We start from the raw sequence: 24,059 nt of genomic DNA on the forward strand, positions 1-24,059 counted from the left end.
CGATTACTCGTTGCCGCCGCGGTTCTTGAGGGCGGCGCCCAGGATGTCGCCGAGCGATGCGCCCGAGTCGGACGAACCGAACTGTGCGACGGCTTCCTTTTCTTCAGCGATTTCCAGCGCCTTGATCGAAAGCATGACCTTGCGGTCCTTCTTGGAGAAGTTCGTGACGCGGGCGTCTACGGTCTGGCCGACCGAGAAACGCTCAGGACGCTGCTCGTCACGGTCGCGCGACAGGTCGGCACGACGGATGAACGAGGTGATGTCCTCGTGGTTGACGAGACGAACTTCGAGGCCACCGTCGTTGACGGCAGTGACTTCGCACGAGACGACGGCGTTCTTGCGCAGTTCGCCGGACGTCGCGGCTTCGCCGACCGAGTCCTTGCCGAGCTGCTTGATGCCGAGCGAGATGCGCTCCTTGTCGACGTCCACATCGAGAACGACGGCCTTGACCATGTCGCCCTTGTTGTATTCCTCGATGACCTGCTCGCCCGGACGGTTCCAGTCGAGATCCGACAGGTGCACCATGCCGTCGACGTCGCCGTCGAGGCCGATGAACAGGCCGAATTCGGTCTTGTTCTTGACTTCGCCTTCAACTTCCGTGCCAGCCGGATGGCTGTGCGCGAAGGCCTGCCACGGGTTCTCGAGCGTCTGCTTGAGGCCGAGCGAGATGCGGCGCTTGGTCGGATCGACTTCGAGAACGACAACGTCGACTTCCTGCGTCGTGGACAGGATCTTGCCGGGATGGACGTTCTTCTTGGTCCAGGACATTTCCGAGATGTGGATCAGGCCTTCGATGCCCGGCTCCAGCTCGACGAATGCACCGTAGTCGGTGATGTTGGTGACGGTACCGGAGATCTTCTTGCCGACCGGGTACTTCGCACCGATGCCATCCCACGGATCCGACTCGAGCTGCTTCATGCCGAGCGAGATGCGGTGGGTTTCCTGGTTGATGCGGATGATCTGAACCTTGACCTGCTGGCCGATGTTCAGGATCTCGGACGGATGGTTGACGCGGCGCCATGCCATGTCCGTCACGTGCAGCAGACCGTCGATGCCGCCGAGATCGACGAACGCACCGTAATCGGTGATGTTCTTGACGACGCCGTCAACGACCTGGCCTTCTTCGAGGTTCTGAACGATTTCAGAACGCTGTTCGGCACGGGATTCTTCCAGAACGGTCCGGCGCGAAACCACGATGTTGCCGCGACGCTTGTCCATCTTGAGGATTTCGAAGGGCTGCGGGTTGTGCATCAGCGGGGTGACGTCGCGGATCGGGCGGATATCGACCTGGCTGCGCGGCAGGAAGGCAACGGCACCATCCAGATCGACGGTGAAACCGCCCTTGACCTGGTTGAAGATGACGCCTTCGACGCGTTCGCCGGCTTCGAACTTCACTTCCAGGCGCATCCAGCTTTCTTCGCGGCGAGCCTTCTCGCGCGACAGAACGGCTTCGCCCAGAGCGTTTTCGATGCGCTCGACATAGACTTCGACTTCATCGCCGACCTTCAGCGTGCCGTCCTTGGCCTTCGCGCCGAATTCCTTCAGGGCGACGCGGCCTTCGACCTTGAGGCCGACGTCGACGATGGCGACGTCCTTCTCGATGGCCGTGATCACACCCTTTGTGACGTAGCCTTCGGCCAGATCCTGCTGGGCGAAGGATTCCTGCAGCAACGCTGCGAAATCGTCGCGGGTGGGTTGTGCTTCAGACATGAATACTCCTGGTCGTGCCATTGGCACGGGCGCCGGGGGTTTGCGTTGATCATATCCGATGACCCTCCGCTCCCGATGATCCCATAGGGCATCGTATCGGGAACAATTCCGGCGCGGGGACGGTCGGTTCGGACTGCTAGTGTGCTAACGCGGCGTCGATCACTGACTTCGCCGCTGAAAACGCCGCCTCTATACCCATTTCCGAGGTATCGATCAAGTGCGCGTCTGACGCCGGGCGCAAGGGGCTGTCGGCGCGGCCCATGTCGCGCTCGTCCCGCCTGATGATATCGGCGAGGACGGCGAGATAATCGGCCGGTGCGCCGTGCGCCGTCATCTCGTCGAAGCGGCGCCGGGCCCGCACTTCGGGCGAGGCCGTGACGAATAGCTTCACCTGGGCCTGCGGGCAGACGACCGTTCCGATATCGCGCCCGTCGAGCACGGTGCCCGGGGCCTGCGCCGAGAATGCCTTCTGCGCCTCAACCAGCGCGCGCCGGACCGCCGGCATGACCGCGATCTTCGACGCGGCTTCTCCGATCGCATGCGAGGACAGCACCGAACGGTCGAGCCCGGCGAGATCGACCTTCAACGCCATGGCTTCGGCAAGGCTCTCGTCATCGAAGGGCAGACCGGCATCGAGCAGCGCCTTCGCGGTTGCGCGGTAGGTCAGCCCCGTATCCAGGTGGTGAAACCCGTAGGTTTCGGCGAGCCGACGCGACAGCGTGCCCTTGCCCGCAGCAGCCGGTCCGTCGATGGCAATAATAAACGTCATGCTTCACCTAGACTATAAGAGGCTTCACCGGATGCGTCTCTCCGGGAGATACCACGATGATCGCGGCAGGCAATGCCGTCTCCCGATGACGTGGACGTCTCATTCCCCACAACCTGCATTTTGGCAAGATGGCGTTTCGGGACGATTTTTCCAGCGGAGCATCCGCCGGCTCTCAAGAAGCGCCCGGCAGTGCGCTTCCAGACAGGGAAACAGTCCGCGCACACGTTTTGGCTTTGACAGTCTGCGCCCTTCCGATTAAGGGGACCGGCTAATTCATCTTAGGTTTACCGCCGGCATTCCGGCTGACGCCGGTTCGTCCGGCCGTTCAAGAGGCATCGACAGTGGCAAAAGCGGAACTCGGAACCAAGCGCATCGACCCGGAAACGGGCCGCAAGTTCTACGACCTGAACAAGGACCCGATCGTGTCTCCGTACACCGGCAAGTCCTACCCGCTCTCTTTCTTCGAAGAGACGTCCGTCGCCAAGGTCATGGAAAAGGCTGCGGAAGAAGAGGATGTGGCGGAAGTCGACACCGAGAACCCGGAAGTCGAACTCGTCTCCCTGGAAGAGGCCGACGAGGGCGCGAACGGCGACGACATCCCCGATCTGGGCGATGACGAAGTCGAGATCGACAATGACGACGACGACACCTTCCTCGAGGAAGACGAAGACGACGACAATGACGGCCTGTCCGACCTGATCGGCGTCAACGACGACGACGACGAAGTCTGATCCGCTTTCGCATTCCCTCTACTGAAGGCCTGCCTTTCCCGCGAGAGGCAGGCCTTTTCGTTTGGGCGCGCCCCGCTCTTTGGCCGCCACCAAGGCGTTTTCATCGCGAATTCAACAAAATGTCGATGCCATCGATTTTATGGCTTGCCATCTCCGGGAAGCGGACGTAATAAGCCGCACCTGCCCGGGACGAAGCGCCCGGCGGTACCCGGAACCGGCCTTGCCGGACCCTTTATGGGGCTATAGCTCAGCTGGGAGAGCGCTTGCATGGCATGCAAGAGGTCAGCGGTTCGATCCCGCTTAGCTCCACCAAATCTCCTTGAAGTTCAATTCTCCCGCAGGCTCCGTTCCGATCAGCTTGCGTTTTTCACAACGACAGTTCGATCCAGACCGGCGCATGATCGCTGGTTTTCTCCCATCCCCGGACATGGCGGTCGACGCCGCAGGCGGTGAGATGGGGGGTGAGATCGGGACTGAGGAGGCAATGGTCGATGCGCAGGCCGGCGTCGCGCGCAAAGGCGTTGCGGAGATATTTCCAGAAGGTGAAGATCTGTTCGTCGGGATGCAGCGCGCGGACGGCGTCGGTCCAGCCGGTATCGACGAGCGTGCGATAGGCTTTGCGGATCTCGGGGCGGAAGAGCGCATCGTCGGTCCAGCGGGCGGGATTATAGACGTCGAGGTCCGTCGGCATGACGTTGAAGTCGCCGACGAGGGCTGCGGGCATGCCGAACGCCAGCAGCGTCTCGCCATAGGCGGTCAGGGCCTTGAACCAGTCGAGCTTTCGCGCAAACTTCGGCCCCGGATAGGGATTGCCGTTGGGGGCGTAGAGCGCACCGACGATCATGCCGCCGGCGATGGCTTCGATATAGCGGCTCGCGTCGTCCTCCACACCGGGAAGGCCGCGGCGCGTGAGAATTGGCATCGCATCCCGCTCCAGAATCGCAACACCGTTCCAAGCTTTCTGCCCATGCCAGACGGCGCCATAGCCCGCCTTCTCCAGCGCTTTTCTCGGAAACTTCGCCTGCGGCGCCTTCAGTTCCTGCAGGCAGACGATATCGGGCCGGCTCTCCTTCAGCCAGCGAAGCAGAATGTCGAGCCGGCCGTTGATGCCGTTGACGTTATAGGTCGCGATCCGCATGGGAGGACGTCAGTGACCTTTCCGGTCACCCTTGTCGCCTTCGCCGGGTTGCGCTTTCGTCTTGGCATCATGACGGGCGTCGGCCGACAGCGAGCGGCCGACATCCACGCTTTCCATGAACTGGCCCTTCTCATCGCGGCGCACATAGCGCTTGTCGGTTCCGGTATCGATCAATTCGCGCTTGGACATTGCCTTCTCCTTCTGACGGATAACAGGCAGCCAACGCTCCGGACGGCAAAAAGATGCGGGGACGTCTCCTCCAGAAACTGAAAAGCCTGCCGCGGGAGGAGGTGCGGCAGGCTTTCCAAAAGAACCGAACAGCGGCTGGGAGGAGGAGTGCCGCTATTCCTACAGGGGTCCGGGGAGGAGGATCGGAGCCCTGAAACTCGAAGAGCGCGGGAGGAGGTGCGCTGTTCGATGAGAGGATCATACGCAATTTCGGAAGAACCGAAAGCTCTCATATTGCAGTGCAGCTATGCAGTCAGGGCATACCGGTCAAAATAAGCAGGTCGAGTTGACCAAATTTTAACCCTTTTAAAAATCCTCCTTCGCGCTTACCAAAGCCAGACCGCCGATAGCGCCGTCCCGCCGCCTCGAGGATGCCGAACGCTTCGTACGGTTCTGACATTGCTCGCCGAAGTCACTGTCAACCCTCGAACATAACGATCTTCTTTCTCAGCAACAGGAGTAGCAAAAGCGTTTGGAAAACGTTATCGGTTGCTAACCAGAAGCGCCATGAGACCGCTGCTTGCAATCCGGCAGGAAATTCATTGCTCTTTCTGTAAAATCATACATTCTCGCGCAACGAGAATTCAGCCGGTATTTCTGCAGGAGCGACTATGAACGCGAAAGCCCCCCATGCGATCGATGTGTACGTTGGAGGTCGTGTTCGTGCGCGCCGGCTTATCCTCGGGATGAGCCAGACGGCGCTGGGCGACCGCCTCGGCATCACCTTCCAACAGATCCAGAAGTACGAAAAGGGCGTGAACCGGATGGGCGCGAGCCGGCTGCAGGCCGCCGCCGACATTCTGAGCGTTCCGATCAGCTACTTCTTCCAGGACAATCCGAGCGACCAGACCCGTCCGGAAGCCGCCGACTTCGATGCCGTCAACGCTTTCCTCTCGACGCGCGAAGGCCTCTCGCTGAACAAGGCGTTCTCGTCCATCAAGAGCCCGGACATTCGCAAGACGGTGGTTGCCCTAGTCACCTCGCTGGCACAGGGCGAAGAGACGTCCGCCCGGCAGCCGGCGGATGCTTCCGTCGCGCAGGCTTCCGCCAACCCCTCCTGATGTGTCCGCTGCGGCTGCAGACATTCGGCAATCTGGCCCTGAAGACCCGGAGTGGCGAGGATCTCGCCTTTCCGCAAAAGGCCCTGCTGCTCGTCTGCATCCTGCGCCTGGGCGAACGCCCCGCGCTTCGGCGGGACGAGGCCTCCGCCATGCTCTGGCCGGAAGCCGACCGTGAGGCGCAGCACATCAATCTGCGCAAGATGGTGTCGCGCATCCGGAAGGCGCAACTCGCCTATCACAGCGTGATCCTCGACATCGGCGAGACCTCCATCACGCTTGGCGACGACGGGCAGCGACTGGTCGTGGATGCCGCCTGCTTCCGCCGCGACGATACCTCGCTCGAAACCATGCTGGCCCTGCTGCGGGAGCGCTTTCTCTTCGGCAAGCTGCCGGACGGCTTCCTGCGGCGCTGGGGCGAGATGCAGATGGATGTGCAGTATCACTGCCTGCGGGAGCGGCTGTTTGCCGTCGCCGGCGAGGTCACCGCCTTGCCGGACACCGTGATCCTGCGGGAGGCGGCTTTCCTGCTCTTGGAACGCAATGTCCACGACGAACCCGTACGGGCTCTGCTGGAGGAAAACGCGCCGTCGGCGCAGCAGAGGGGCTTCCCGAGCGCCGAGGCGAAGGTCCTGCCGTTCGCCGGGGGGCGTTCGACCGCGCCCGGGAGCGCTGCTTCCGATCCGCCCCTGCCCGTCTATGCGCAGGTCGTGCCCCGGGCCTCGCTTGCGCTGACCGTGACGGCGTCGCTGCCGCGGCTGGCGCTGCTGCCGCCGGCCCTGCGCCTCGGAGCATCGCGGACCCTCACCGGCACCGTTGCAGCCCTGATCGACGATATCGCCATCAGCCTGTGCACGCTGCGCAATATCTCGATCGTCGCGCCGCACACCGCCAAGCGCATCCAGGAGAGCAATGACCGGATCGCCATGCTGGAAACGCATGCCATCTCCTATCTCGTGGATACCACGCTTTGTGCGGAAGGCCTTCTGGTCCAGATCATCTTCGTTCCGCTCGATCGGGTCATCTGGGCGGAGCGCTTCTCGCTCGACACGCCGTTTTCCTCGCACAGGCGGGTGATCGCCAAGATCATCGCCGACAGCATCGCGACGGAGCTGCAGCGCAACTACGATCCGCTGGTCGAATACGAGCATCATCCGGATGCCTACCGGGCTTATCTCTCCGGCGCGCGCCAGACGAAGACCATTTCCCTCCCGTCGATTCGCGGCGCACGACGCGGCTTTCGCGAGGCGCTTCAGTACAGACGGGATTTCGCGCCGAGCTTCATCGGGCTGGCGCGCACCTATTCGCTGGAATGGGTGCTGACGGCGCGCGGCGACAAGGGCCTTCTGCACAAGGCCGAAGAGCATGCGCGGCTTGCCATCCAGCAGGACCCGTCCAGTGCCGCAGGCTACAAGGAACTGGGCGTCGCCAAGCTCTATCTCGGCGATCTCGATGAAAGCCTCGAGGCTCTGGCACGTGCGGAGGCCCTGAGCCCCCATTATGCGGACGCGATCTACAGCTATGCCGACTCGCTCGTCCATGCCTCGCGTCCCGACGAGGGGCTGCGCAAGATCCAGCGGGCGATCGACCTCAATCCCTTGAGCCCGGACGATTACTTCTGGAGCGCGGCTGGTGCGAGCTACTTCGTCGGCCGATACCAGGATGCCATCGACTATATCGGCCGAATGACCAATCAATCCTCGGCCGATCGGCTGAGAGCGGCCGCGTTCGCCATGCTCGGCGACATGGCGTCAGCACGCCGCTACCGGCGCAAGGACCGCGAGACCAACCCCCATTTCGATCTCGACCGCTGGCTGGCCGTTCTACCCATCCGCGAAACATGGCAGAAAGAGCTTTACCGCGAAGGCCTTTCACGGGCAGGATATTAGCGGCAGATTCGTTTGCGCGACCTGCCCTACCCGTATCGGCAATCACAACCGGAAATCGCAGAAGGTTGTCCTTGTCATTTTTGTCATAAAGGAGGATCGCATGTCCAAAACCGTCGTTTTCGGCTTCCCCGGGGATAGCCAGATCTATGTCGCCGATGTCGAGGCAGGTACAGTGAAGCCGCTCGAAGACACCGATGGCCGGGCCGGCGAATTGCGCGCAAGCCGCGCGCCCTTCATTCGCGGCGTCGATTTCGCCGTCGCCCTCGCGCCGGCCGACAAGGCTTTCTCCGGTCTCTTCGACTGACACCGTTGCGCCTTACGACCTTCGACCGGACCTGCACCGCGGCCGAGACCTTCGACCGCGTTGCACCTCTACTTCCGGCCTTCGGCATCACACGTGTTGCCCGCCACACGGGGCTCGATCGGATCGGCATTCCTGTCTGGTGCGCCTATACGCCCAATGCCAGATCCATCGTCGTGGCGCAGGGCAAGGGCGCAACCGACGCGGACGCGCGGACTTCGGCCGTCATGGAAGCGCTCGAACGGGCCGTCGCGTGCGACCCCGCCGTCGCGGTGCTCACCGCAAGCCTGGCGGCGTTGAAGGCCCGCGGACAGGCATTTCATCCGCTGTCCGGACTGGTGGCATCGGGCCACGAGCCGCTTGCCCCGGACGACGAGACGGACTGGGTGGAGGGACGGGATCTTCTCACCGGCGAACCCGTCCTCCTGCCCTTGCAGGCCGTCACCCTCGACCGCACGATCCGGAATGGCCGCTACTGGCAGTCCTCCGACGGGCTCGCCTCCGGCAATACGCTGGACGAGGCGATCTTTCATGGCCTGATGGAGCGCGTGGAGCGCGACGCCCATGCGCTCTGGCAGTTGCGCGCTCTCGGCGCGCGCCTTGCGACATGCGTATCGCCATCCGATTTCGACTGCCCCGTCATCCGCGCGCTCGAAGGGCAGATCGCGGCGGCCGGGCTTGTGCTGCGCCTGTTCGACGCCACGAGCGATCTCGGCATTCCCTGCTTCTCCGCCTATCTCGGTCCCGAGGCGAGCCGCCTTGCGGGAGCGCTGAAGCATGTGGACGTGACGTTCGGCGCGGGCACGCACCCTGTCCCGCGGCAGGCGGCCCTCCGGGCCATCACCGAAAGCGCCCAGTCGCGCCTGACCTATATCAGCGGTGCGCGCGACGACGTTTTTCCCGAGGACTATGACAGGCCGCTCGCCGACAGCACGCGGCAGGCCATGCTGGCCGAGCCCCGCGCGTGGACCCCGTCCACCCTCCCCGCCTCGTCCGGCGCGGCGCTGATCGATGCCCTCCACGCAGGCGGGGCAGGCCTGATGATCGCGGCGCGGCTTTCCCGGCCGGACCTTCCCTTCGCCGTCGCCAAGGTCCTCGCGCCTGCGCTTGAAAACCCCGAGGGCAAGCGTCGGCAGCGATACGGGACGCGCGCGCTGCGCCAGGCGCTCACGCAATGACGTCCCCCGGAAACGATGATACCGGTCGGAAAGTTCTGTTCGTCGGGCCGACGTTGCCGGATGCGGCCCGGATCGCGGCGGGCCTCGACATCCGGCCACCGGCTATCCAGGGCGATGTCTATCGCGCGGTGCGCGACGGTGCCGCCGCGATCGGGCTGGTGGATGGCGGGTTCGAATATACCGCGCCCGTCTGGCACAAGGAGATCCTCTATGCCCTGTCCGCGGGTGTCGCGGTGTTCGGTGCCGCGAGCATGGGTGCGCTGCGGGCTGCCGAGTGCCGTGTGTTCGGAATGGTCGGCATCGGCACCATCGCGCAGTCCTATGCCGATGGCGTGCTGGTGGATGACGCCGATGTCGCGCAGCTGCATGCGCCGGCGGAGCTTGGATGGGCAAGCCTGAGCGAGCCGCTGGTCAATATCCTCGCAACGCTCGCGCAGCCCGATCTGCGGACCGGCCTCACGCCGGATCTCTGCGACCGGATCGAGGCGGCGGCGCGAGGGCTGCATTTCAAGGACCGGACCTGGCGCAGCATCCTGAAGAGGGTCGATCTGCCGGACGAGGACACGCGCCGGACACTCGAAGCGAAACTGAAGGCCGATGCCTGCAACCGGAAACGGGAAGACGCCCTCCTGCTGATTCAGGCGCTCGCGGCCTCTTCCAGCGCGCGATCACGCGAGAAGCCCGGTTGGGTCTTTCAGCAAACGACACTCTGGGAAGAGCTCATCCAGCGTTGAGAATCCGAAACCTCTAATGTTTTGAAGAGCCTCCGTCTGAAGCGTCATACGTCACGCACCCTATGTCACGCCTGTGTCACGCGCGGTTTTCCGGGGCTGTCGCTACACTCGCCTCAAGACAACCGAATGGCTTGGAACATGACACTCAGCAACCCGATTGCGGAACCCGTAGACCTCACGCACACCGAACGAGACCCTCAGGAAATCCGGGCCCTCGCCCGCCTGATCGTCTTCGCCCGGCAAAACGCGATCGATCTCAATCTGGGAAATGCCGTCCACTGCCTCGACCTCGCCTTGCGCTCGGTCCTGCAGGAAAACGACAGCACGTTCGATGGGCTCGTCTTCTCGGAGTCCAGCCTTCAGCGTCAGCGCGCGCACTGATCGACGCTCAAGCCGCCGCCCCCCCGCCTGCAGTCAAGTCTGCAGTCAAGTCTGCAGTCCGGGCCTGGCTGCCGGTCAGATCCCGGCGCGCCGGCGCAGGCGGGCTTCCAGGGCCGAAAGTCCGTCATAGATCAGAACGGCAAGCGCTCCGACGATAAGGCCGCCCTGCAGGATGAAGGCGAGATTGTTGGACTGGAGCCCGGCGATGATCACCTCTCCGAGCGTCCTTGCCGCAACCGTCGAGCCGATGGTCGCGGTGGCCAGGCTTACCGTGATCGACAGTCTGATCCCCGCAAGGATGACAGGGGCGGCCAAGGGAAGCTCCACCCGGAAGAGACGCTGCCGGTCGGTCATCCCTGCCCCGCGCGCGGCTTCCATCACGGCAGGCGGCAGGGTGGTCAGCGCCGTCAGCGTGTTTTCGAAGATCGGCAGCAGGCCGTAGAGGAAAAGCGCCACCAGCGTCGGTTTTTCCCCGAAACCCAGTGCCGGCACGGAAAGGGCGAGAACGGCCACAGGCGGGAAGGTCTGCCCGACATTCACGAGGCTGCGCGACAAGGGCAGAAACTCCGCGCCGAACGGCCGCGTCACGAGAATTGCCAGCGTCACCGCCACCAGAATGGCGGCCGTCGTCGCAATGGCGACGATGCGCAGATGCAGGAGCGTCAGCGTCAACAGGCTGCCCTGGTTGTAGATCGCAGGCGCGTTGTCCTGCACCAGCGGCTTCAGGATCGGCTCGAACAGCATCGGAGCGATCAGGAAGGCGAGAAGGGCGACGAGCAGCAGAGCCCGCAGACCCAGCGGTATCCACCCTCTGATCCGGGCGGTCTTGGCCGTGTGTCCGGCCGTTGCGTGAGACGCGGTCATCGGCGCCTCGCGGCACGCTGAACGAGCCCATCCAGCGTGATGCGTCCGATCGGCCGGCCATCGGCGTCCGCAACGGGGGCGGCGTCCCGCCCGCTCCAGAGAAGTTCGGCCAGCGCGTCCCGCTGGGTTGTCGTGGCGGCGATTGCCGTGCCTTGCGCTTCGCCGGGCTCTGCGGCGGCGCCCGCGGTATCGATCGACAGCATTCGGAACGGGCGTTCGGTCGCGCCGATCAGGGTTTCGACGAAATCGGTCGCCGGGCGCTCGACCAGTTCGGCGGGCGGGCCGTACTGCACGAGTTTGCCCTTGTCCATGACGGCGATCCGATCTGCGAGATGGAAGGCTTCCTCCATATCGTGCGTGACGAGAATGATCGTGGTGCCCAGCAGTCGCTGGATCGCCAGCAGATCCTCCTGCGCCTTGGCGCGGATGATCGGGTCGAGCGCGCCGAAGGGCTCGTCCATCAGGAGCACGTTGGGCTCTGCCGCGAGCGCCCGCGCCACGCCGACACGCTGCTGCTGACCGCCGGACAGTTCATGCGGAAAGCGGTCGGCAAAGGTTTCGGGATCGAGCTGGAACAGCGCCAGCAATTCGGCCACCTTGGCCTTGATGCGCGCCGCGTCCCAACCGAGCAGCACCGGCACGGTCGCGATATTCTCGGCCACCGTGCGATGTGGGAAGAGGCCGTGGCCCTGGATGGCGTAGCCGATGCGCCGGCGGAGCTCGAAGCCGGGAACGGAGCGGTTGTCCTCGCCGTCGAGGCGGATCGTCCCCGCGGTCGGCTCGACGAGACGGTTGATCATGCGCAGGAGCGTCGTCTTGCCGGAGCCGGAGGTGCCGACGATGACGGTGACGGTTCGCGGCTGGATGGTCATCGTGACAGTGTCGACGACGGTGTCGTCGCCGTAGCGCTTGGTGATGCCGTCGATCTCGATCATGCTGTCCTGCCTGCGCGGTTGAGCGGCGCGTTGATTTCGATGAGGGCGTCGAGGATGATGGCCGCGGCGAAGGCCAGAAGCACGGTCGGCACGGCGCCGAGCAGCACGAGATCCATGGCGGTCTGGCCGATGCCTTGAAAGACGAACACGCCGAAACCGCCGCCACCGATCAGCGCCGCAATGGTCGCAAGACCGATGTTCTGGACGAGAACGATCCGGATGCCGGTGAGAATGACCGGAAGAGCGAGGGGGAACTCGACCCGCAGCAGGCGCTGCGCGCCCGTCATGCCGAGCCCGCGCGCGGCCTCGTTCGCCTCGCGGGGGACGCCCGCAAGCCCGACCACCGTGTTGGCAACGACGGGGAGCAGCGAATAGAGAAACAGCGCGACGAAGGCAGGCGCCGCGCCGATGCCGCGCACGCCGATCGCAGAGGCGCCGGGAACGTTCACCGCGATCCAGCCGAGCGGCGCGATGAGGAGGCCGAAGAGCGCGATCGACGGGATCGTCTGGATGAGGTTGAGAACGTTCAGCACGCCGGCCCGCAGCGGCCGCACGCGGTGACAGAGGATGCCGAGCGGCAGGCCGACGATGACGGAGGCAAGGAGCGAGCCGATCGCGAGCGTCACATGCTTGCCCGCCTCGGTCCAGAAGACATCCGCCCGGCCGGAATATTCCTTGAGAAGCGAGAGCGAATCCCATCGGCCGGAGGCAAGGATAGCGGCAAGGGCACCGAGCGTCACGCCGAGCAGCAGCACCCGGACGGCAGGCTTCGGCTTCATGCGCGTGATGGCATCGGCGGCAAGCAGCAGGAAGGCGAAGAGGAGCGTCCAGAAGCCGGATGCCGGGGAGACCCGCGCATAGGTGTTGCCCTCCGGCGTCAGGAAGCGTCCGGCCGTGCCGATCAAAAGCATCAGCGCGAGAAGACCGATCGCGGCAACCGCCAGCCGTGCGGCGGCCGGCGTCCTGAGGATGGTCACCACAGCCGCCACGCCGAGGGCGATCAGGAGCGCGGTCCCGTAGCCAGACGGCAGGGATTCGAGGATGGAACGCGGACCGCCGGGGACGATCCGGTTGGCACGGAAGGTCGCGAACGGCGCCAGAAGCGTGCCGAGGCAAAGGAGGATGGCGATCAGGACGCCGAGCTTGTCGAAGCGGATGCGCATGCCTCTCCTGATGTTCCGAAGGCAAGCCCCGTGCCGCGCGACCGTTGCGTGCCGGAACGTGACGGTGTCTTGCCGGCGATAGGGGCGAGCCTCCTGGAAGACGTTTGCCGCAACCGTCGATGGCGGACGTGAAAAGGGCCGGGCGGCATGCCTCCCGGCCCGTCTGCTTACTTCAAGAAACCGTTCTTCTTCAGGAAGTCTTCGGCCACGGCCTTGGCCGGCTCGCCGCCGACCTGCACGCGACCGTTCAGGTCCTGAAGGGTGACGAGATCGAGCTTTTCGAAGACGGGCTTCAGAAGCGTTTCGATCTGCGGATTTTCCTTCAGCACGGCTTCGCGGATGATCGGCGCCGGCTGGTAGACCGGCTGGACGCCCTTGTCGTCTTCCAGGACCACGAGGCCGGAGGGTGCGATGCCGCCGTCGGTGCCGTAGACCATGGCGGCATTGGCGCCGTTCGTCTGGTTGGCGGCAGCGGCGATGGTGGCTGCGGTATCGCCGCCCGACAGCGTGATCAACTGGTCGGGCTTCAGCGTAAAGCCGTAGGTGGTCTGGAAGGCCGGCAGGGCGGCGGCCGAGTTCACGAACTCCGAGGAGGCCGCGAGCTTCACCGTGCCGCCATCGGTCACGTATTTGCCGAAGTCGGAGAAGGTCTTGACCTTGGACTGGTCGGCCAGATCCTTGCGGATGGCGACGGCCCAGGTGTTGTTGGCGGGCGACGGCGTCAGCCAGACGATCTTGTTGGCGTCGTAGTCGAGCTTCTTGGCCTCTTCATAAGCCTTGGCGGCATCCTTCCAGGCGGGGTCTTCGGCCTTCTCGAAGAAGAACGCGGCATTGCCCGTATATTCCGGATAGATGTCGATCTCGCCGGCGGTGATCGCCTTGCGCACGACCGGCGTTGCACCGAGTTGCACGCGATCTGTCGTCTTGATGCCGTTGGCGTTCAGGACCGACAGGATGATGTTGCCGAGCACGCCGCCTTCGGTGTCGATCTTGGAGGACACGACGACCTGGGCCTGAGCTGCGGAAAATGACAGGACAGCGGCTGCCGCCGCGATGAGTGTAGACTTGAGACGCACGCGAATTCTCCCCTGATGACACACTATCGTCCACGCGATGACAGCGATCGTCGCGGCATAGGCTGCCATATGTAGCGACATCGGAGGAAAAACAGAGCCGTCGCAGGGCAAAATGCGACCGGTTCGTTTCGACGCAGCCTAAACGTGTATGCCGGGAGCCTCCTGCCCCGTCCGCTCGACATATTCGGTGTATCCGCCGCCATACTGATGGATACCGTCCGGCGTCAGTTCCAGCACCCGGTTGGACAGGGCCGCGAGAAAATGGCGATCGTGCGAGACGAAGAGCATCGTGCCCTCATAGGCCGAGAGCGCCTTGATCAGCATTTCCTTCGTGTCGAGGTCGAGGTGGTTGGTCGGCTCGTCGAGCACGAGGAAGTTCGGCGGGTCGAACAGCATGGCCGCCATGACGAGGCGCGCCTTTTCGCCGCCGGAGAGAACCCGGCAGCGTTTGTCGACGTCATCGCCGGAAAAGCCGAAGCAGCCGGACAGCGCCCGGAGCGGCGCCTGCCCCGCCTTCGGGAACCGCTCCTCCAGCCACTGCAGAACCGTGCTCTCGCCGTCGAGCAGATCCATGGCGTGCTGGGCGAAATAGCCGACCTTGACGCTGGCGCCGATGGTGACGCTGCCCTTGTCCGGCGCGGCCGTTCCCGTGACGAGCTTCAAAAGCGTGGATTTGCCGGCACCGTTGATGCCCATGATGCACCAGCGCTCGCGCCGGCGTACCATGAAGTCGAGCCCATCATAGATCGTCCGCGCGCCATAGGCCTTGTGGACCTGCTTGATATTGACGACGTCCTCGCCCGAGCGCGGGGCCGGCAGGAAGTCGAAGGCGACCGTCTGGCGGCGCTTCGGCGGCTCGACGCGGTCGATCTTCTCGAGCTTCTTGACGCGGCTCTGCACCTGCGAGGCGTGCGAGGCACGGGCCTTGAAGCGCTCGATGAACTTGATTTCCTTGGCCAGCATCGCCTGCTGGCGCTCGAACTGCGCCTGCTGGTGCTTTTCGCTCAGCGCCCGCTGCTGCTCGTAGAAGCCGTAATCGCCGGAATAGCTGTTGAGCGAGCCGCCGTCGATCTCGATGATCTTGGTGACGATGCGGTTCATGAACTCGCGGTCGTGCGAGGTCATCAGCAGCGCGCCGTCATAGGTCTTCAGGAAGTTTTCGAGCCAGATCAGGCTTTCGAGGTCCAGATGGTTGCTCGGCTCGTCGAGCAGCATGACATCGGGCCGCATCAGCAGAATGCGGGCGAGCGCCACGCGCATCTTCCAGCCGCCGGAGAGCTTGCCGACATCGCCGTCCATCATCTCCTGGCTGAAGGACAGGCCGTCGAGCACTTCGCGGGCGCGGCCTTCCAGCGCGTACCCGTCCAGCTCTTCGTAGCGCGCCTGCACCTCGCCATAGCGCTCGATGATCGCGTCCATCTCGTCCATGCGGTCGGGGTCGGACATCGCGGCTTCGAGCGCGCGCAGTTCGGCCGCCACGATGCTGACGGGCCCTGCTCCCTCCATGACCTCGGCCACGGCGCTGCGGCCGGACATCTCACCGACATCCTGGTTGAAATAGCCGATCGTCACGTTCTTCTCGGTGGCCACCTGCCCCTCGTCGGGCAGTTCCGAGCCGGTGATCATGCGGAAGAGGGTCGTCTTGCCGGCGCCGTTCGGGCCGACAAGGCCGATCTTTTCGCCCTTGTTGAGCGCGGCCGAGGCCTCGATGAAGAGGAGGCGGTGGCTGTTCTGCTTGGAGATGTTTTCGATGCGGATCATGATCGGTCGGGCCCGGCTGCGTTGCGGGTCGCCTTATGGCACGGGATGGCCCTGTTGTCCCGGCTTTTTGCTGCAGCGCACGCGCGTCACAGCAGAGACATGCCGATCAGCGTGGCGATGGAGAGCAACAGCGCCGGGATCATCACCACCGCCCCGAGCTTCAGAAACTGCCAGGTGCCGACCTCGATACCCTCGCGCCGCAGGGCGGTGAGCCAGAGAATGGTGGCGAGCGAGCCGGTGACGGAGAGGTTGGGACCAAGATCGACGCCGATCAGGATGGCGGCGGCGACAAGGCTCGGCGCACCCGCGGCCTGCACCGCACTGCCGGCAAAGAGCCCGGCCGGCAGGTTGTTGACGAGGTTGGCCGCAAAGCCGACGCCGACACCGGCGACGCCCGCCGTCCACGCGGGCGAGGTCGCCGCGTTGCGGGCAAGGAGATCGCCGAGCATGCCGACGAGCCCGGTGCCGCTGAGCGCTTCCACGATGACGAAAAGGCCGGCGACCAGGGGCAGGACGCTCCAGGAAATCCCCTTGAGGACGTCGAGAGGCGGCTCGCGATTGACGAGAACGATCAGGAGCGTCGTGGCGATGCCGGCGACAAAGGTCGGCAGGCCGAGATCGAGATCGAGCGCGGACACGATGACGAGGCCGATGGCGGTCAGGGCAAGCCCGATGCCGGCGACGCGGGCGGCGGGCGACAAGCGCGGCGTCGGCACGTCGGCCGCGACCGTTTCCGAGGCGAGCGCGCGACGCTGTGTGAAGGCGAGCGCGAGATAGGTGACGACGATCGCCACGATGGACGGGAGCGTGAAGGTGCGCAACCATTCCCCGAGCGGCGGCATCTCGCCGCCACCGAAGATGACGAGGTTGGCGGGATTGGAGATCGGCAGCACGAAGCTCGCGGCATTGGCGATGAAGGCGCAGATCAGCAGGTAGGGCAGCGGGTTTGCGACCTTCGCCGCCCGCGTGGCGGCGTAGACGGCCGGCGTCAGCACCACGGCCGTCGCGTCGTTCGACAGGAACACGGTCACGAGCACGCCGACCGCGTAGATCAGGAAGAACAGGCGCTTCGGCGACCCCTTCGCCTGGCGCGTGGCGATGGCGGCGAGCCAGTCGAACAGGCCTTCCTTGCGGGCCAGTTCCGACAACAGCATCATGCCGATCAGGAACAGATAGACATCGGTGCCGCGGGCGATGCCGCTCCAGACCGCCGACAGCGGCATGAGGCCGAGTGCGGCGATGACGGCGGCACCCAGAACGGCCCAGACGGCCTCCGGCAGGCGAAACGGCCGGGTGATGACACCGGCGACGGCCAGGGCTGAGATGCCCCAGGTGAGCATGACAGGGGAAAGAAACGTCGGCATGGATTTCCGGCTTTATGGATGTCTGGATGGCGAAGCGCGAAGGGGGTCGGCTGACGCTGTCGTCTACCCCGCTTCGGCCCGCACGCGAAAGGCGCTGATCGGCTGCGCGATGTTCTTGACGCGCTGGAAGCCGAGATCGTCGAAGGTCAGCGGACGCTGCTTGCGGACATGGTCGCGCACGGTGCGGGAAATGCAGATGGCGCCGGGTTCGGCCAGCGTTTCCAGCCGTGCCGCCACATTGACCGTGTCGCCGAAGACGTCGCCATCCTGCACCACGACATCGCCGACATTGATGCCGATCCGGAACATCAGCCGGGCGTTTTCATCGAGGTCCGCATTTGCTTCCGCCATCGCCTGCTGGATCTCGATCGCGCAATCGATGGCGGACAGGGCGCTGGCAAAGGCGGCGAGAACGCTGTCGCCGGCGGTGGTGACGATCGTGCCGCTGTGCTTCTCGATGATCGGATCGATCCGGTCGCGCACGATCTTCAGGCGCACGAGCGTCTTCGTCTCGTCGCCCTCCATCAACCGGGAATAGCCGACGATATCCGCCGCCATGATCGCAAGCAGCCGGCGGTCGAGCCGCGAGAGCAGTTCGTCCCTTGTGAGCTCCGCGGACCGCGCCCGTCTCGCGGTGGCGCGCACCGCAACGAGTGCGAAGACGGCGGTCAGCAGCGACAGCGCGAAGACCACCATCTCCATGCGGGCGCCGGCCTGTCGTGCTTCGGCCACGCGCTGCATGCGCTGATTGCTCTCTTCGGCCCGCATCGTCTTCAAGGCGTTGCGCACGCCGTCCATGAGCATCTTGCCCTGCCCGGTCTTCATGATGGCGAGTGCCCCGGCCGCATCGCCCTCGCGCTGGCGGTCGATGCTCTGGCGCAGTTCCGACAGTTTCTGGACGATCAGCGAGCGGAGGACGGCGACATTGGCATCCTGACGGCTATTGTCGGACAGACCTGTCGCGAGCTCCTCCATCATCCGGTCGATTTCCTGAATGGAACCCTCGTAGGGCTCGAGATAGGCACGGTCCTGCGTGATGAGGTAGCCGCGCTGGCCGATCTCGGCATCCTGCAACAGCGATTGCAGGGTGGAGATCCGCCGCTCGTTGCCGATGGTGTGGGCGATGGCCTCCTGCGCCTGCCGTTCCCGCTGCGACAGGAGAACCGAAGCCCCGATCGAGGCGACGGCGACGAAGAGCACGGCGATGATGATCATCCCGGCACTCTGGCGCACCTCGTTGCGCGCCTGCAGCAGGAACTTGTTCACCGTCGGTCTGGCCATGGTCCCTCGCGCTGCGGCGTCGCGGGCATGCCGTGCGGCCCCGCGTTCGACCATACATGTGTTCGTCCCGTCGAATGGAAAGCGCCCGCCCCGCTTTTATGATGCGAAGCTTTGCCAACAGTTCCTCACGTGCCCGGTCCTGGCCTTTTACCCCGCGTCGAGCAGGGCCTGCGCGGTGCGCTCGTCGGTGATGAGGCCGGAGAGGCGGCGGCTGGTGAGAACGGCGCGAATCGCCTCGACCTTGCTCGCGCCGCCGGCAATGGCGACGATGTGGTCGGCCTTGGCGGAGTGGAAGGAGACCGAAAGCGTGCGGGCGCTCAGCATGGTTTCGAGCAGGCGACCGCGAGCATCGAAGAAGTGGCCGAGCAGTTCGCCGACGGCGCCGTTTGCGGAGATCTCGCGGATTTCGCGCGGCTCGATCATGCCGGAGGCGACGAGCTGGGCGGCCGGCTCCACCGTGCCGATGCCGACGAATTTGAGATCGGCGCCTTCGGCCAGCGCGAACACCTCGCCGACGCCGCGCTGGGACAGGAGAACCTCGCGGTCCTCCGCCGTGTTGGCAAAGAAGGGGACCGGCATGACATAGGCGGTCGCCCCTGTCTTCTCGGCAATCTGGTGCATCACGTCATGCGGATTGATGGCGTAGTTGCGGGTGACGCCGCCCAGAAGCGACACGAAGGACACGGTGCTCGCAGCCAGACGCGGCATGTGACGCACGGCGGCGGCCAGGGTGCGCCCATGGCCGAGGCCGATCATCCGGTGCGCGCCGTGCTCGATCTCCCGCCGCAGATAGGATGCGCCGGCGGACGCGAGCGCGCGGAGCGGCAGCCCCTCCTCGCGCATGTCGGGTGCGACCTCGCAATAGGTCAGGCCGTAACGCTCGGCAAGGCGCGCCTCCAGATCGACGCATTCGACGATATCGCCGTCGATGGTGACCTTGACCATGCCGTCGGCCACCGCACGCGCGATCATCCTGTGCGTTTTGACCGAGGGCAGGCCGAGCATCTTGGCGACCGCCGCCTGGGTCATGCCGCCGACATAGTGCAGCCAGGCAGCGCGCGTCGCGAGCGATTCCTCCGGGTCGATGGGGCGTCGGTTCCCTGCCATGCGTCCTGCCATTTCTGCTGCCTCGGGCGTCGTGCCGCGCGCCGATCCGACTTGTCCTCACCTTCGCCATACACCCCGCGTCGCAGGCTGGCACGTTATTTCCGCGGCTTGCACGGCGCTCCGCCATCGCGATGCCGTGTCGCAGAGTGTGTCAGATATGCAGGTCGGAGACACCCGTATCGATATGCGGCGCCCAGAAGGCGACGCTTTCGGCGATCTGCTCGATGACCTGGCGGTCGTTCGGATCGCGCTCCTTGAAGGAGAGTTCGAGGCAGATCTCATTGGTCTCGGCGCCGCCCTCCGCGAGCGCTTTCAACAGCGGCTCGGGGTGAACGCGGCCGCGGGCGTTGAATTCGGCGGTGAACGGACGGTGACCGCCCTTGTCCATCAGGCTCTGCTTGATGTGGATGATCGGCGACAGTTTCGGCACCGCCCGCGCCCACGCATAGGGGTCGACATCGTCGGGATTGGGCGAGGTCACGTCGCCATGGTCGATGTCGGCCATCATCCACATGGGAATGGCCATGCCGGCGGCCGTCAGCCGGTCCTGCAGGCGGATGCATTCGGCGATGGTTTCGCCGAACTCGCGCCCGACGCTCATCGGCTCCCAGAAGATGTAGTCGAGACCGGCCGCCTTGCCGTGCTCGGCGACTTCGGCCCAGCAGTCGATGGCGATCCGGACAAGGTCCTCGCGCCGGGTGGGGTCGTCGAAATCCTGATAGGTGAAGATGGCGAACTGGGTTCCGACGGAGACGCCGCCGAGATCGGCGGTGATGTCCGCGAAGGTCTTGAACCAGTCGACATAGTAGCGCCGCACGTCGCGGTCGGGATGACCGAAATGGTTGAGGCGGCCATAAGGCCCCGTCATGCCGGAGGTGACGCGCACGCCGGTGCGGGCAAGAGCTGCCTGCATCTCCCGCGTCAGACGGCGGATGACGGGTGCGGGCCAGCTCGGATTGATGAATTCGTGGGTCAGCTGCAGATCGCGGACCTTCAGCGTGTGCGCCACGGTATCGATCAGATCGTCCGGCTCGGCAAAGCGGTTGACCAGCGGATTGGTGTTCAGGGACAGGGTCAGGTTCATGATCGCTCCCTCACGCAGCCAGCGCGACATGCGCATCGAACCAGTCAGCAAACGCCGCCCGTTCGGCAGCCGTCAGGTGCAGGTTCTGCTTGGTGCGCCGGACAAGCACGTCCTCGGATGTCTCGGCCCATTCGTTGGCGACGAGGTAGCGGACCTCGGCCTCGTAAAGCTGCCCGCCGAAATGCCGGCCGAGACCCTCGATCGACGTGACGCCCTTGACGATGCGGTTGACGCGGGCGCCGTAGAGGCGGCCGTAATGATGGACCAGCGCGCGCGGCATCCAGGGGTAGTCGCTGCGCATGCGGTCAGTGAACTGCACGTAATCGGCATTGGGGATTTCGCCGCCGGGCAGCGTCGCGCCGCGCGTCCAGTCGCCCTTCATGTTGGGGAAGAAGCCGGCGATCTTCTGGATGGCATGCTCGGAGAGCTTGCGGAACGTGGTGATCTTGCCGCCGTAGATGTTGAGCAGCGGGGCGCCGCCGGTCTCGTCCAGTTCGAAGACATAGTCGCGCGTGACGGCGGAGGGATTGCCCTTGCCGTCATCGAAGAGCGGGCGGACGCCGGAGAAGCTGTGCAGCACGTCGCTGCGACGCAGCTTCTCCTTGAAATAGCGGTTCACGGCGGCGAGCAGGTAATCGATCTCCTTCTCCTCGGCCTGAACCTCTTCCGGACGCCCTTCATAGGGAATGTCCGTGGTGCCGATCAGCGCCTTGTCGCCCTCATAGGGGTTGATGAAGATCACGCGCTTGTCGTGGTTCTGCACGAGATAGGCTTGGCTGCCCTCCCAGAACTTCGGCACGACGATATGGCTGCCCTTGACGAGGCGCACGTTCCGGCTGCTGTTGGAGCCGGCGACCCGGCCGACGATGTCGTTGACCCAGGGGCCGCCGGCATTGACGAGCACCTTTGCGCGGAACGACGCGAGTTCGCCGGTGCGCTCGTTGCGCGTCTCCACGCGCCAGCCGCCATCCTCGCGGCGGGCGCTGATGCAGGCGGTGCGCGTCAGCACGGTCGCACCCCGTTCGGCGGCATCCAGCGCGTTCAGCACCACGAGGCGCGCATCGTCCACCCAACAATCGGAATACTCGAATCCCTTGGTGTATTTGTCGAGGATCGGCGCGCCCTCGGGATCTCTGTGCAGATCGAGCGAGCGGGTGCCCGGCAGGCGCTTGCGGCCGCCGAGATGGTCGTAGAGGAAGAGGCCGAGCCGGACGAGCCAGGCGGGGCGATCGTCCGGGCTGTGCGGCAGCACGAAGCGCATCGGCCAGATGATGTGGCTTGCCGAGTTCAAAAGCACCTCGCGTTCGATCAGCGCTTCGCGCACGAGGCGAAACTCGTAATATTCGAGATAGCGCAGGCCGCCATGAACGAGCTTTCCCGAGCGAGACGACGTGCCTTCGGCCAGATCGCCTTTTTCGCAGAGGATGACCGAGAGGCCACGACCCGCGGCATCCCGCGCAATGCCGGCACCGTTGATGCCGCCGCCGATCACGAAGAGATCGACCGTCTTTGCTTCTGTCATGTCAGGCTCCTCGAAGGTGGGATGTGTCGTCGCGCGTCGTCATGTCGGCAGGGTCCAGGGCGGCCGGCGTCGCCTCCCCTTCGGGGCGGGCATGCGCAGGCTCCTGTCCGAGCGTTTCCCAGACGGGCGTCAGGGACTGGCGGGCCGCGACATAGGCCGGGTACAGGCGGTCGTAATGGCGGGCGAGATCGGGGTCGGGCGCCTCGGCCTGACCGAGAAGCGGGCTCACCCATTCGTCGATGCAGGCATCCATGGTGGGATAGACGCCGAGCGCCACCGCCGCCATCATCGCGGCGCCCGCGGCACCCGCCTCCTCGCGGTCGGAAATGCGAACGGGCGCATCGACCGAAGCGGCGAGCACACCGCGCAGGGCGCGCGAACGGGCCGCTCCCCCGGTCAGCCGCAGCTCTTCCGGCATGGCACCCATCGCGGCATAGCAATCCCGCGTCGCCATGCCCAAACCCTCGACCACGGCGCGCAGCATGTCGGGGAAACCATGACGCGTAGACAGGCCGATGAAGCCGGCGCGGGCATGGGCATTGACGAACGGCCCGCGCTCGCCGGCCTCGGAAATATAGGGATGATAGAGCAGTGCGCCGGGGCGCGTCGTTTCCAGCCAGTGCTCGATCCGCCCGACGAGATCGGAAAAGGCGACCTGCCGCCCCGCATCCGCCATCAGGTCCGCGGCAAGGCGAAGGATCCAGTCGATGTTGAGCGTCGCCCCCATATTCGTCTGAACCTGGGTGACGATACCGGGTACGGGCAGCGCGATGACATAGCCCGTGCCCTCGGCGTTCAGATGCACCGCGTCCACGGGCTTGGCGCGCATGTGAACGCCGGTGGAGCCGACGGTGGAACAGGCGGCATTGGTCGAGCGCGTCCGCACCCCGGCACCGAGCGCCGTCATGACCATATCGACATAACCGAGCGACACGGGCGTTCCCGCGCGCAGTCCGGTGACCCGGGCCGCCTCGGCCGAAAGCGGATGCTGGACCTGCGTGCCGTCGATGATCTCCGGCAGGAGGCTGCGGCGATGCGCAAGGCCGAGGCTGTCGATCGCGAGATCGTCGTACTGCCGGGTGCGAAAATTGCCGAAGGTGAAGCTTGCTTCCGACGGGTCGGTGGCGCGGATGCCGGTGAGGTTGAGGTAGAGCCAGTCCTTGCAATGCAGGGCGACCTCGGCCCCGTCCAGAAGCTCGGGGCGGTGGCGGTCCATATGCGCCATCTGCGCACTCTGCTGGCAGGTGTTGAGCCCGGTGCCGGTCGCCTCGAAGCGCACGCGATCCTCCGTGCGGCCGGCCAGGCGGCGCACGCTCGGCGCGGCGCGGGCATCGAGCCACAGCCAGGCATCGCAGACGGGACGATTGTCCGACCCGACGAGCCATGTGCCGTCGCCTTGCGCGGTGACGGCGAGCGCCGCGGTCCTTGACGCGAGGCCGTCGATCTTTTCGCAAAGGCCCTTCAGCGCGGCGACGCAGTCCGCCCAGGTCTGTTCCAGGGATTGGGTCGCGGAGCCGTCGTCGCCGGTCGCGTAGACATTGCGCACGGACGCACAGCCGAGCTGGCGTCCGGTAAGATCGAAGGCGACGGCCTTGATGACCGACGTTCCCGCATCCACGCCGATGATGATGTCGCCACCGTCACGCATGCCGCATCCACAAGGCTTGTCGCCGCGCTCCTGCCCATGCCATCATCGGTGCTCCTCCCATTCTCGCAGAGCCCTTATCGGAAGGGCGCCCGGCCATGTCATCCTCCAAGATAACAATCCGCCATCACGATATCTCA

General features: G+C 65.0%; 22 protein-coding genes and 1 tRNA gene. 8 read left to right on the forward strand and 15 right to left on the reverse strand.

Annotated features, from left to right (window positions below):
- Window positions 1-3: 3 nt before the first annotated feature.
- Together rpsA and cmk are read right to left on the reverse strand one after the other, a co-directional pair.
- On the reverse strand, window positions 4-1,710 hold the full coding sequence (rpsA, locus tag ASG39_RS12825) for a 30S ribosomal protein S1 (RefSeq protein WP_062595358.1): 1,707 nt from the start codon (window positions 1,708-1,710) through the stop codon (window positions 4-6).
- 136 nt (window positions 1,711-1,846) lie between these two features.
- Window positions 1,847-2,479 carry a (d)CMP kinase gene (gene cmk, locus ASG39_RS12830; RefSeq protein ID WP_062595359.1) on the reverse strand — a complete coding sequence of 211 codons (633 nt, stop codon included), beginning with the start codon at window positions 2,477-2,479 and terminating at the stop codon, window positions 1,847-1,849.
- A gap of 341 nt (window positions 2,480-2,820) precedes the next feature.
- On the opposite strand from cmk, the gene ASG39_RS12835 reads away from it, so the two are divergent.
- Both ASG39_RS12835 and ASG39_RS12840 read left to right on the forward strand, forming a co-directional pair.
- Complete coding sequence (locus ASG39_RS12835) at window positions 2,821-3,210, forward strand: TIGR02300 family protein (RefSeq protein ID WP_062471147.1); 390 nt, start codon at window positions 2,821-2,823, stop codon at window positions 3,208-3,210.
- Window positions 3,211-3,446: 236 nt separating this feature from the next.
- Window positions 3,447-3,522, forward strand: a tRNA-Ala gene (locus ASG39_RS12840).
- A 55-nt stretch (window positions 3,523-3,577) separates the two neighbouring features.
- On the opposite strand, the gene xth is transcribed toward ASG39_RS12840, so the two are convergent.
- A complete protein-coding gene (xth, locus tag ASG39_RS12845; RefSeq protein WP_062595360.1) occupies window positions 3,578-4,348 on the reverse strand; it encodes an exodeoxyribonuclease III in 771 nt (256 codons plus the stop codon).
- A gap of 9 nt (window positions 4,349-4,357) precedes the next feature.
- Window positions 4,358-4,537: a hypothetical protein gene (locus ASG39_RS12850; RefSeq protein WP_062595361.1), complete on the reverse strand. Its 180-nt coding sequence runs from the start codon at window positions 4,535-4,537 to the stop codon at window positions 4,358-4,360.
- 650 nt (window positions 4,538-5,187) lie between these two features.
- Here ASG39_RS12850 and ASG39_RS12855 point away from each other — a divergent pair.
- The 6 genes from ASG39_RS12855 (at window position 5,188) to ASG39_RS12880 (ending at window position 10,117) form a co-directional block, all read left to right on the forward strand.
- The gene (locus ASG39_RS12855) at window positions 5,188-5,637 is read left to right on the forward strand and encodes a helix-turn-helix transcriptional regulator (RefSeq protein ID WP_062595362.1); all 450 of its coding nucleotides are present in this window, start codon (window positions 5,188-5,190) and stop codon (window positions 5,635-5,637) included.
- Window positions 5,637-7,523 carry a hypothetical protein gene (locus tag ASG39_RS12860; protein WP_062595363.1) on the forward strand — a complete coding sequence of 629 codons (1,887 nt, stop codon included), beginning with the start codon at window positions 5,637-5,639 and terminating at the stop codon, window positions 7,521-7,523. Before ASG39_RS12855 ends, ASG39_RS12860 begins: the two co-directional genes overlap by 1 nt.
- 100 nt (window positions 7,524-7,623) lie before the next feature.
- Window positions 7,624-7,827, forward strand: coding sequence for a hypothetical protein (locus ASG39_RS12865; protein ID WP_062595364.1), 204 nt, complete (start codon window positions 7,624-7,626; stop codon window positions 7,825-7,827).
- Between the two features lie 5 nt (window positions 7,828-7,832).
- Window positions 7,833-9,002: a YcaO-like family protein gene (locus ASG39_RS12870; protein WP_082477209.1), complete on the forward strand. Its 1,170-nt coding sequence runs from the start codon at window positions 7,833-7,835 to the stop codon at window positions 9,000-9,002.
- The gene (locus ASG39_RS12875) at window positions 8,999-9,736 is read left to right on the forward strand and encodes a TfuA-like protein (RefSeq protein ID WP_062595366.1); all 738 of its coding nucleotides are present in this window, start codon (window positions 8,999-9,001) and stop codon (window positions 9,734-9,736) included. The genes ASG39_RS12870 and ASG39_RS12875 overlap by 4 nt, the downstream gene beginning before the upstream one ends.
- A 138-nt stretch (window positions 9,737-9,874) precedes the next feature.
- Window positions 9,875-10,117, forward strand: a complete 243-nt coding sequence (locus tag ASG39_RS12880; RefSeq protein WP_156468139.1) for a hypothetical protein — start codon at window positions 9,875-9,877, stop codon at window positions 10,115-10,117.
- 75 nt (window positions 10,118-10,192) lie between these two features.
- Here the strand turns inward: ASG39_RS12880 and ASG39_RS12885 are convergent, their stop codons facing one another.
- The 11 genes from ASG39_RS12885 to ASG39_RS12935 all read right to left on the reverse strand — a co-directional run bounded on the left by ASG39_RS12885 (window position 10,193) and on the right by ASG39_RS12935 (window position 23,922).
- A complete protein-coding gene (locus tag ASG39_RS12885; RefSeq protein ID WP_062595589.1) occupies window positions 10,193-10,933 on the reverse strand; it encodes an ABC transporter permease in 741 nt (246 codons plus the stop codon).
- 44 nt (window positions 10,934-10,977) lie between these two features.
- Window positions 10,978-11,916 carry an ABC transporter ATP-binding protein gene (locus ASG39_RS12890; protein WP_062595368.1) on the reverse strand — a complete coding sequence of 313 codons (939 nt, stop codon included), beginning with the start codon at window positions 11,914-11,916 and terminating at the stop codon, window positions 10,978-10,980.
- A complete protein-coding gene (locus ASG39_RS12895) occupies window positions 11,913-13,079 on the reverse strand; it encodes an ABC transporter permease (RefSeq protein ID WP_062595369.1) in 1,167 nt (388 codons plus the stop codon). The genes ASG39_RS12890 and ASG39_RS12895 overlap by 4 nt, the downstream gene beginning before the upstream one ends.
- Before the next feature lie 167 nt (window positions 13,080-13,246).
- Window positions 13,247-14,155 (reverse strand): ABC transporter substrate-binding protein, encoded by a 909-nt coding sequence (locus ASG39_RS12900; RefSeq protein WP_244481218.1) that lies wholly within the window; start codon window positions 14,153-14,155, stop codon window positions 13,247-13,249.
- Window positions 14,156-14,293: 138 nt separating this feature from the next.
- A complete protein-coding gene (gene abc-f, locus ASG39_RS12905; protein ID WP_062595370.1) occupies window positions 14,294-15,916 on the reverse strand; it encodes a ribosomal protection-like ABC-F family protein in 1,623 nt (540 codons plus the stop codon).
- Window positions 15,917-16,002: 86 nt separating this feature from the next.
- The gene (locus ASG39_RS12910) at window positions 16,003-17,280 is read right to left on the reverse strand and encodes an arsenic transporter (protein WP_062595371.1); all 1,278 of its coding nucleotides are present in this window, start codon (window positions 17,278-17,280) and stop codon (window positions 16,003-16,005) included.
- A gap of 63 nt (window positions 17,281-17,343) precedes the next feature.
- Window positions 17,344-18,561 (reverse strand): CHASE3 domain-containing protein, encoded by a 1,218-nt coding sequence (locus ASG39_RS12915; RefSeq protein ID WP_162242432.1) that lies wholly within the window; start codon window positions 18,559-18,561, stop codon window positions 17,344-17,346.
- A 147-nt stretch (window positions 18,562-18,708) separates the two neighbouring features.
- Window positions 18,709-19,668, reverse strand: a complete 960-nt coding sequence (locus ASG39_RS12920) for a sugar-binding transcriptional regulator (protein WP_062595373.1) — start codon at window positions 19,666-19,668, stop codon at window positions 18,709-18,711.
- Between the two features lie 151 nt (window positions 19,669-19,819).
- Window positions 19,820-20,752 (reverse strand): TIM barrel protein, encoded by a 933-nt coding sequence (locus ASG39_RS12925; protein WP_062595591.1) that lies wholly within the window; start codon window positions 20,750-20,752, stop codon window positions 19,820-19,822.
- A 10-nt stretch (window positions 20,753-20,762) separates the two neighbouring features.
- Complete coding sequence (locus tag ASG39_RS12930) at window positions 20,763-22,274, reverse strand: glycerol-3-phosphate dehydrogenase (RefSeq protein WP_062595374.1); 1,512 nt, start codon at window positions 22,272-22,274, stop codon at window positions 20,763-20,765.
- Window position 22,275: 1 nt separating this feature from the next.
- Window positions 22,276-23,922, reverse strand: coding sequence for an FGGY-family carbohydrate kinase (locus ASG39_RS12935; RefSeq protein WP_082477213.1), 1,647 nt, complete (start codon window positions 23,920-23,922; stop codon window positions 22,276-22,278).
- Window positions 23,923-24,059: the final 137 nt, after the last annotated feature.

It is taken from the genome of Rhizobium sp. Leaf371 (assembly GCF_001424045.1).
GTDB lineage: Bacteria > Pseudomonadota > Alphaproteobacteria > Rhizobiales > Rhizobiaceae > Ferranicluibacter.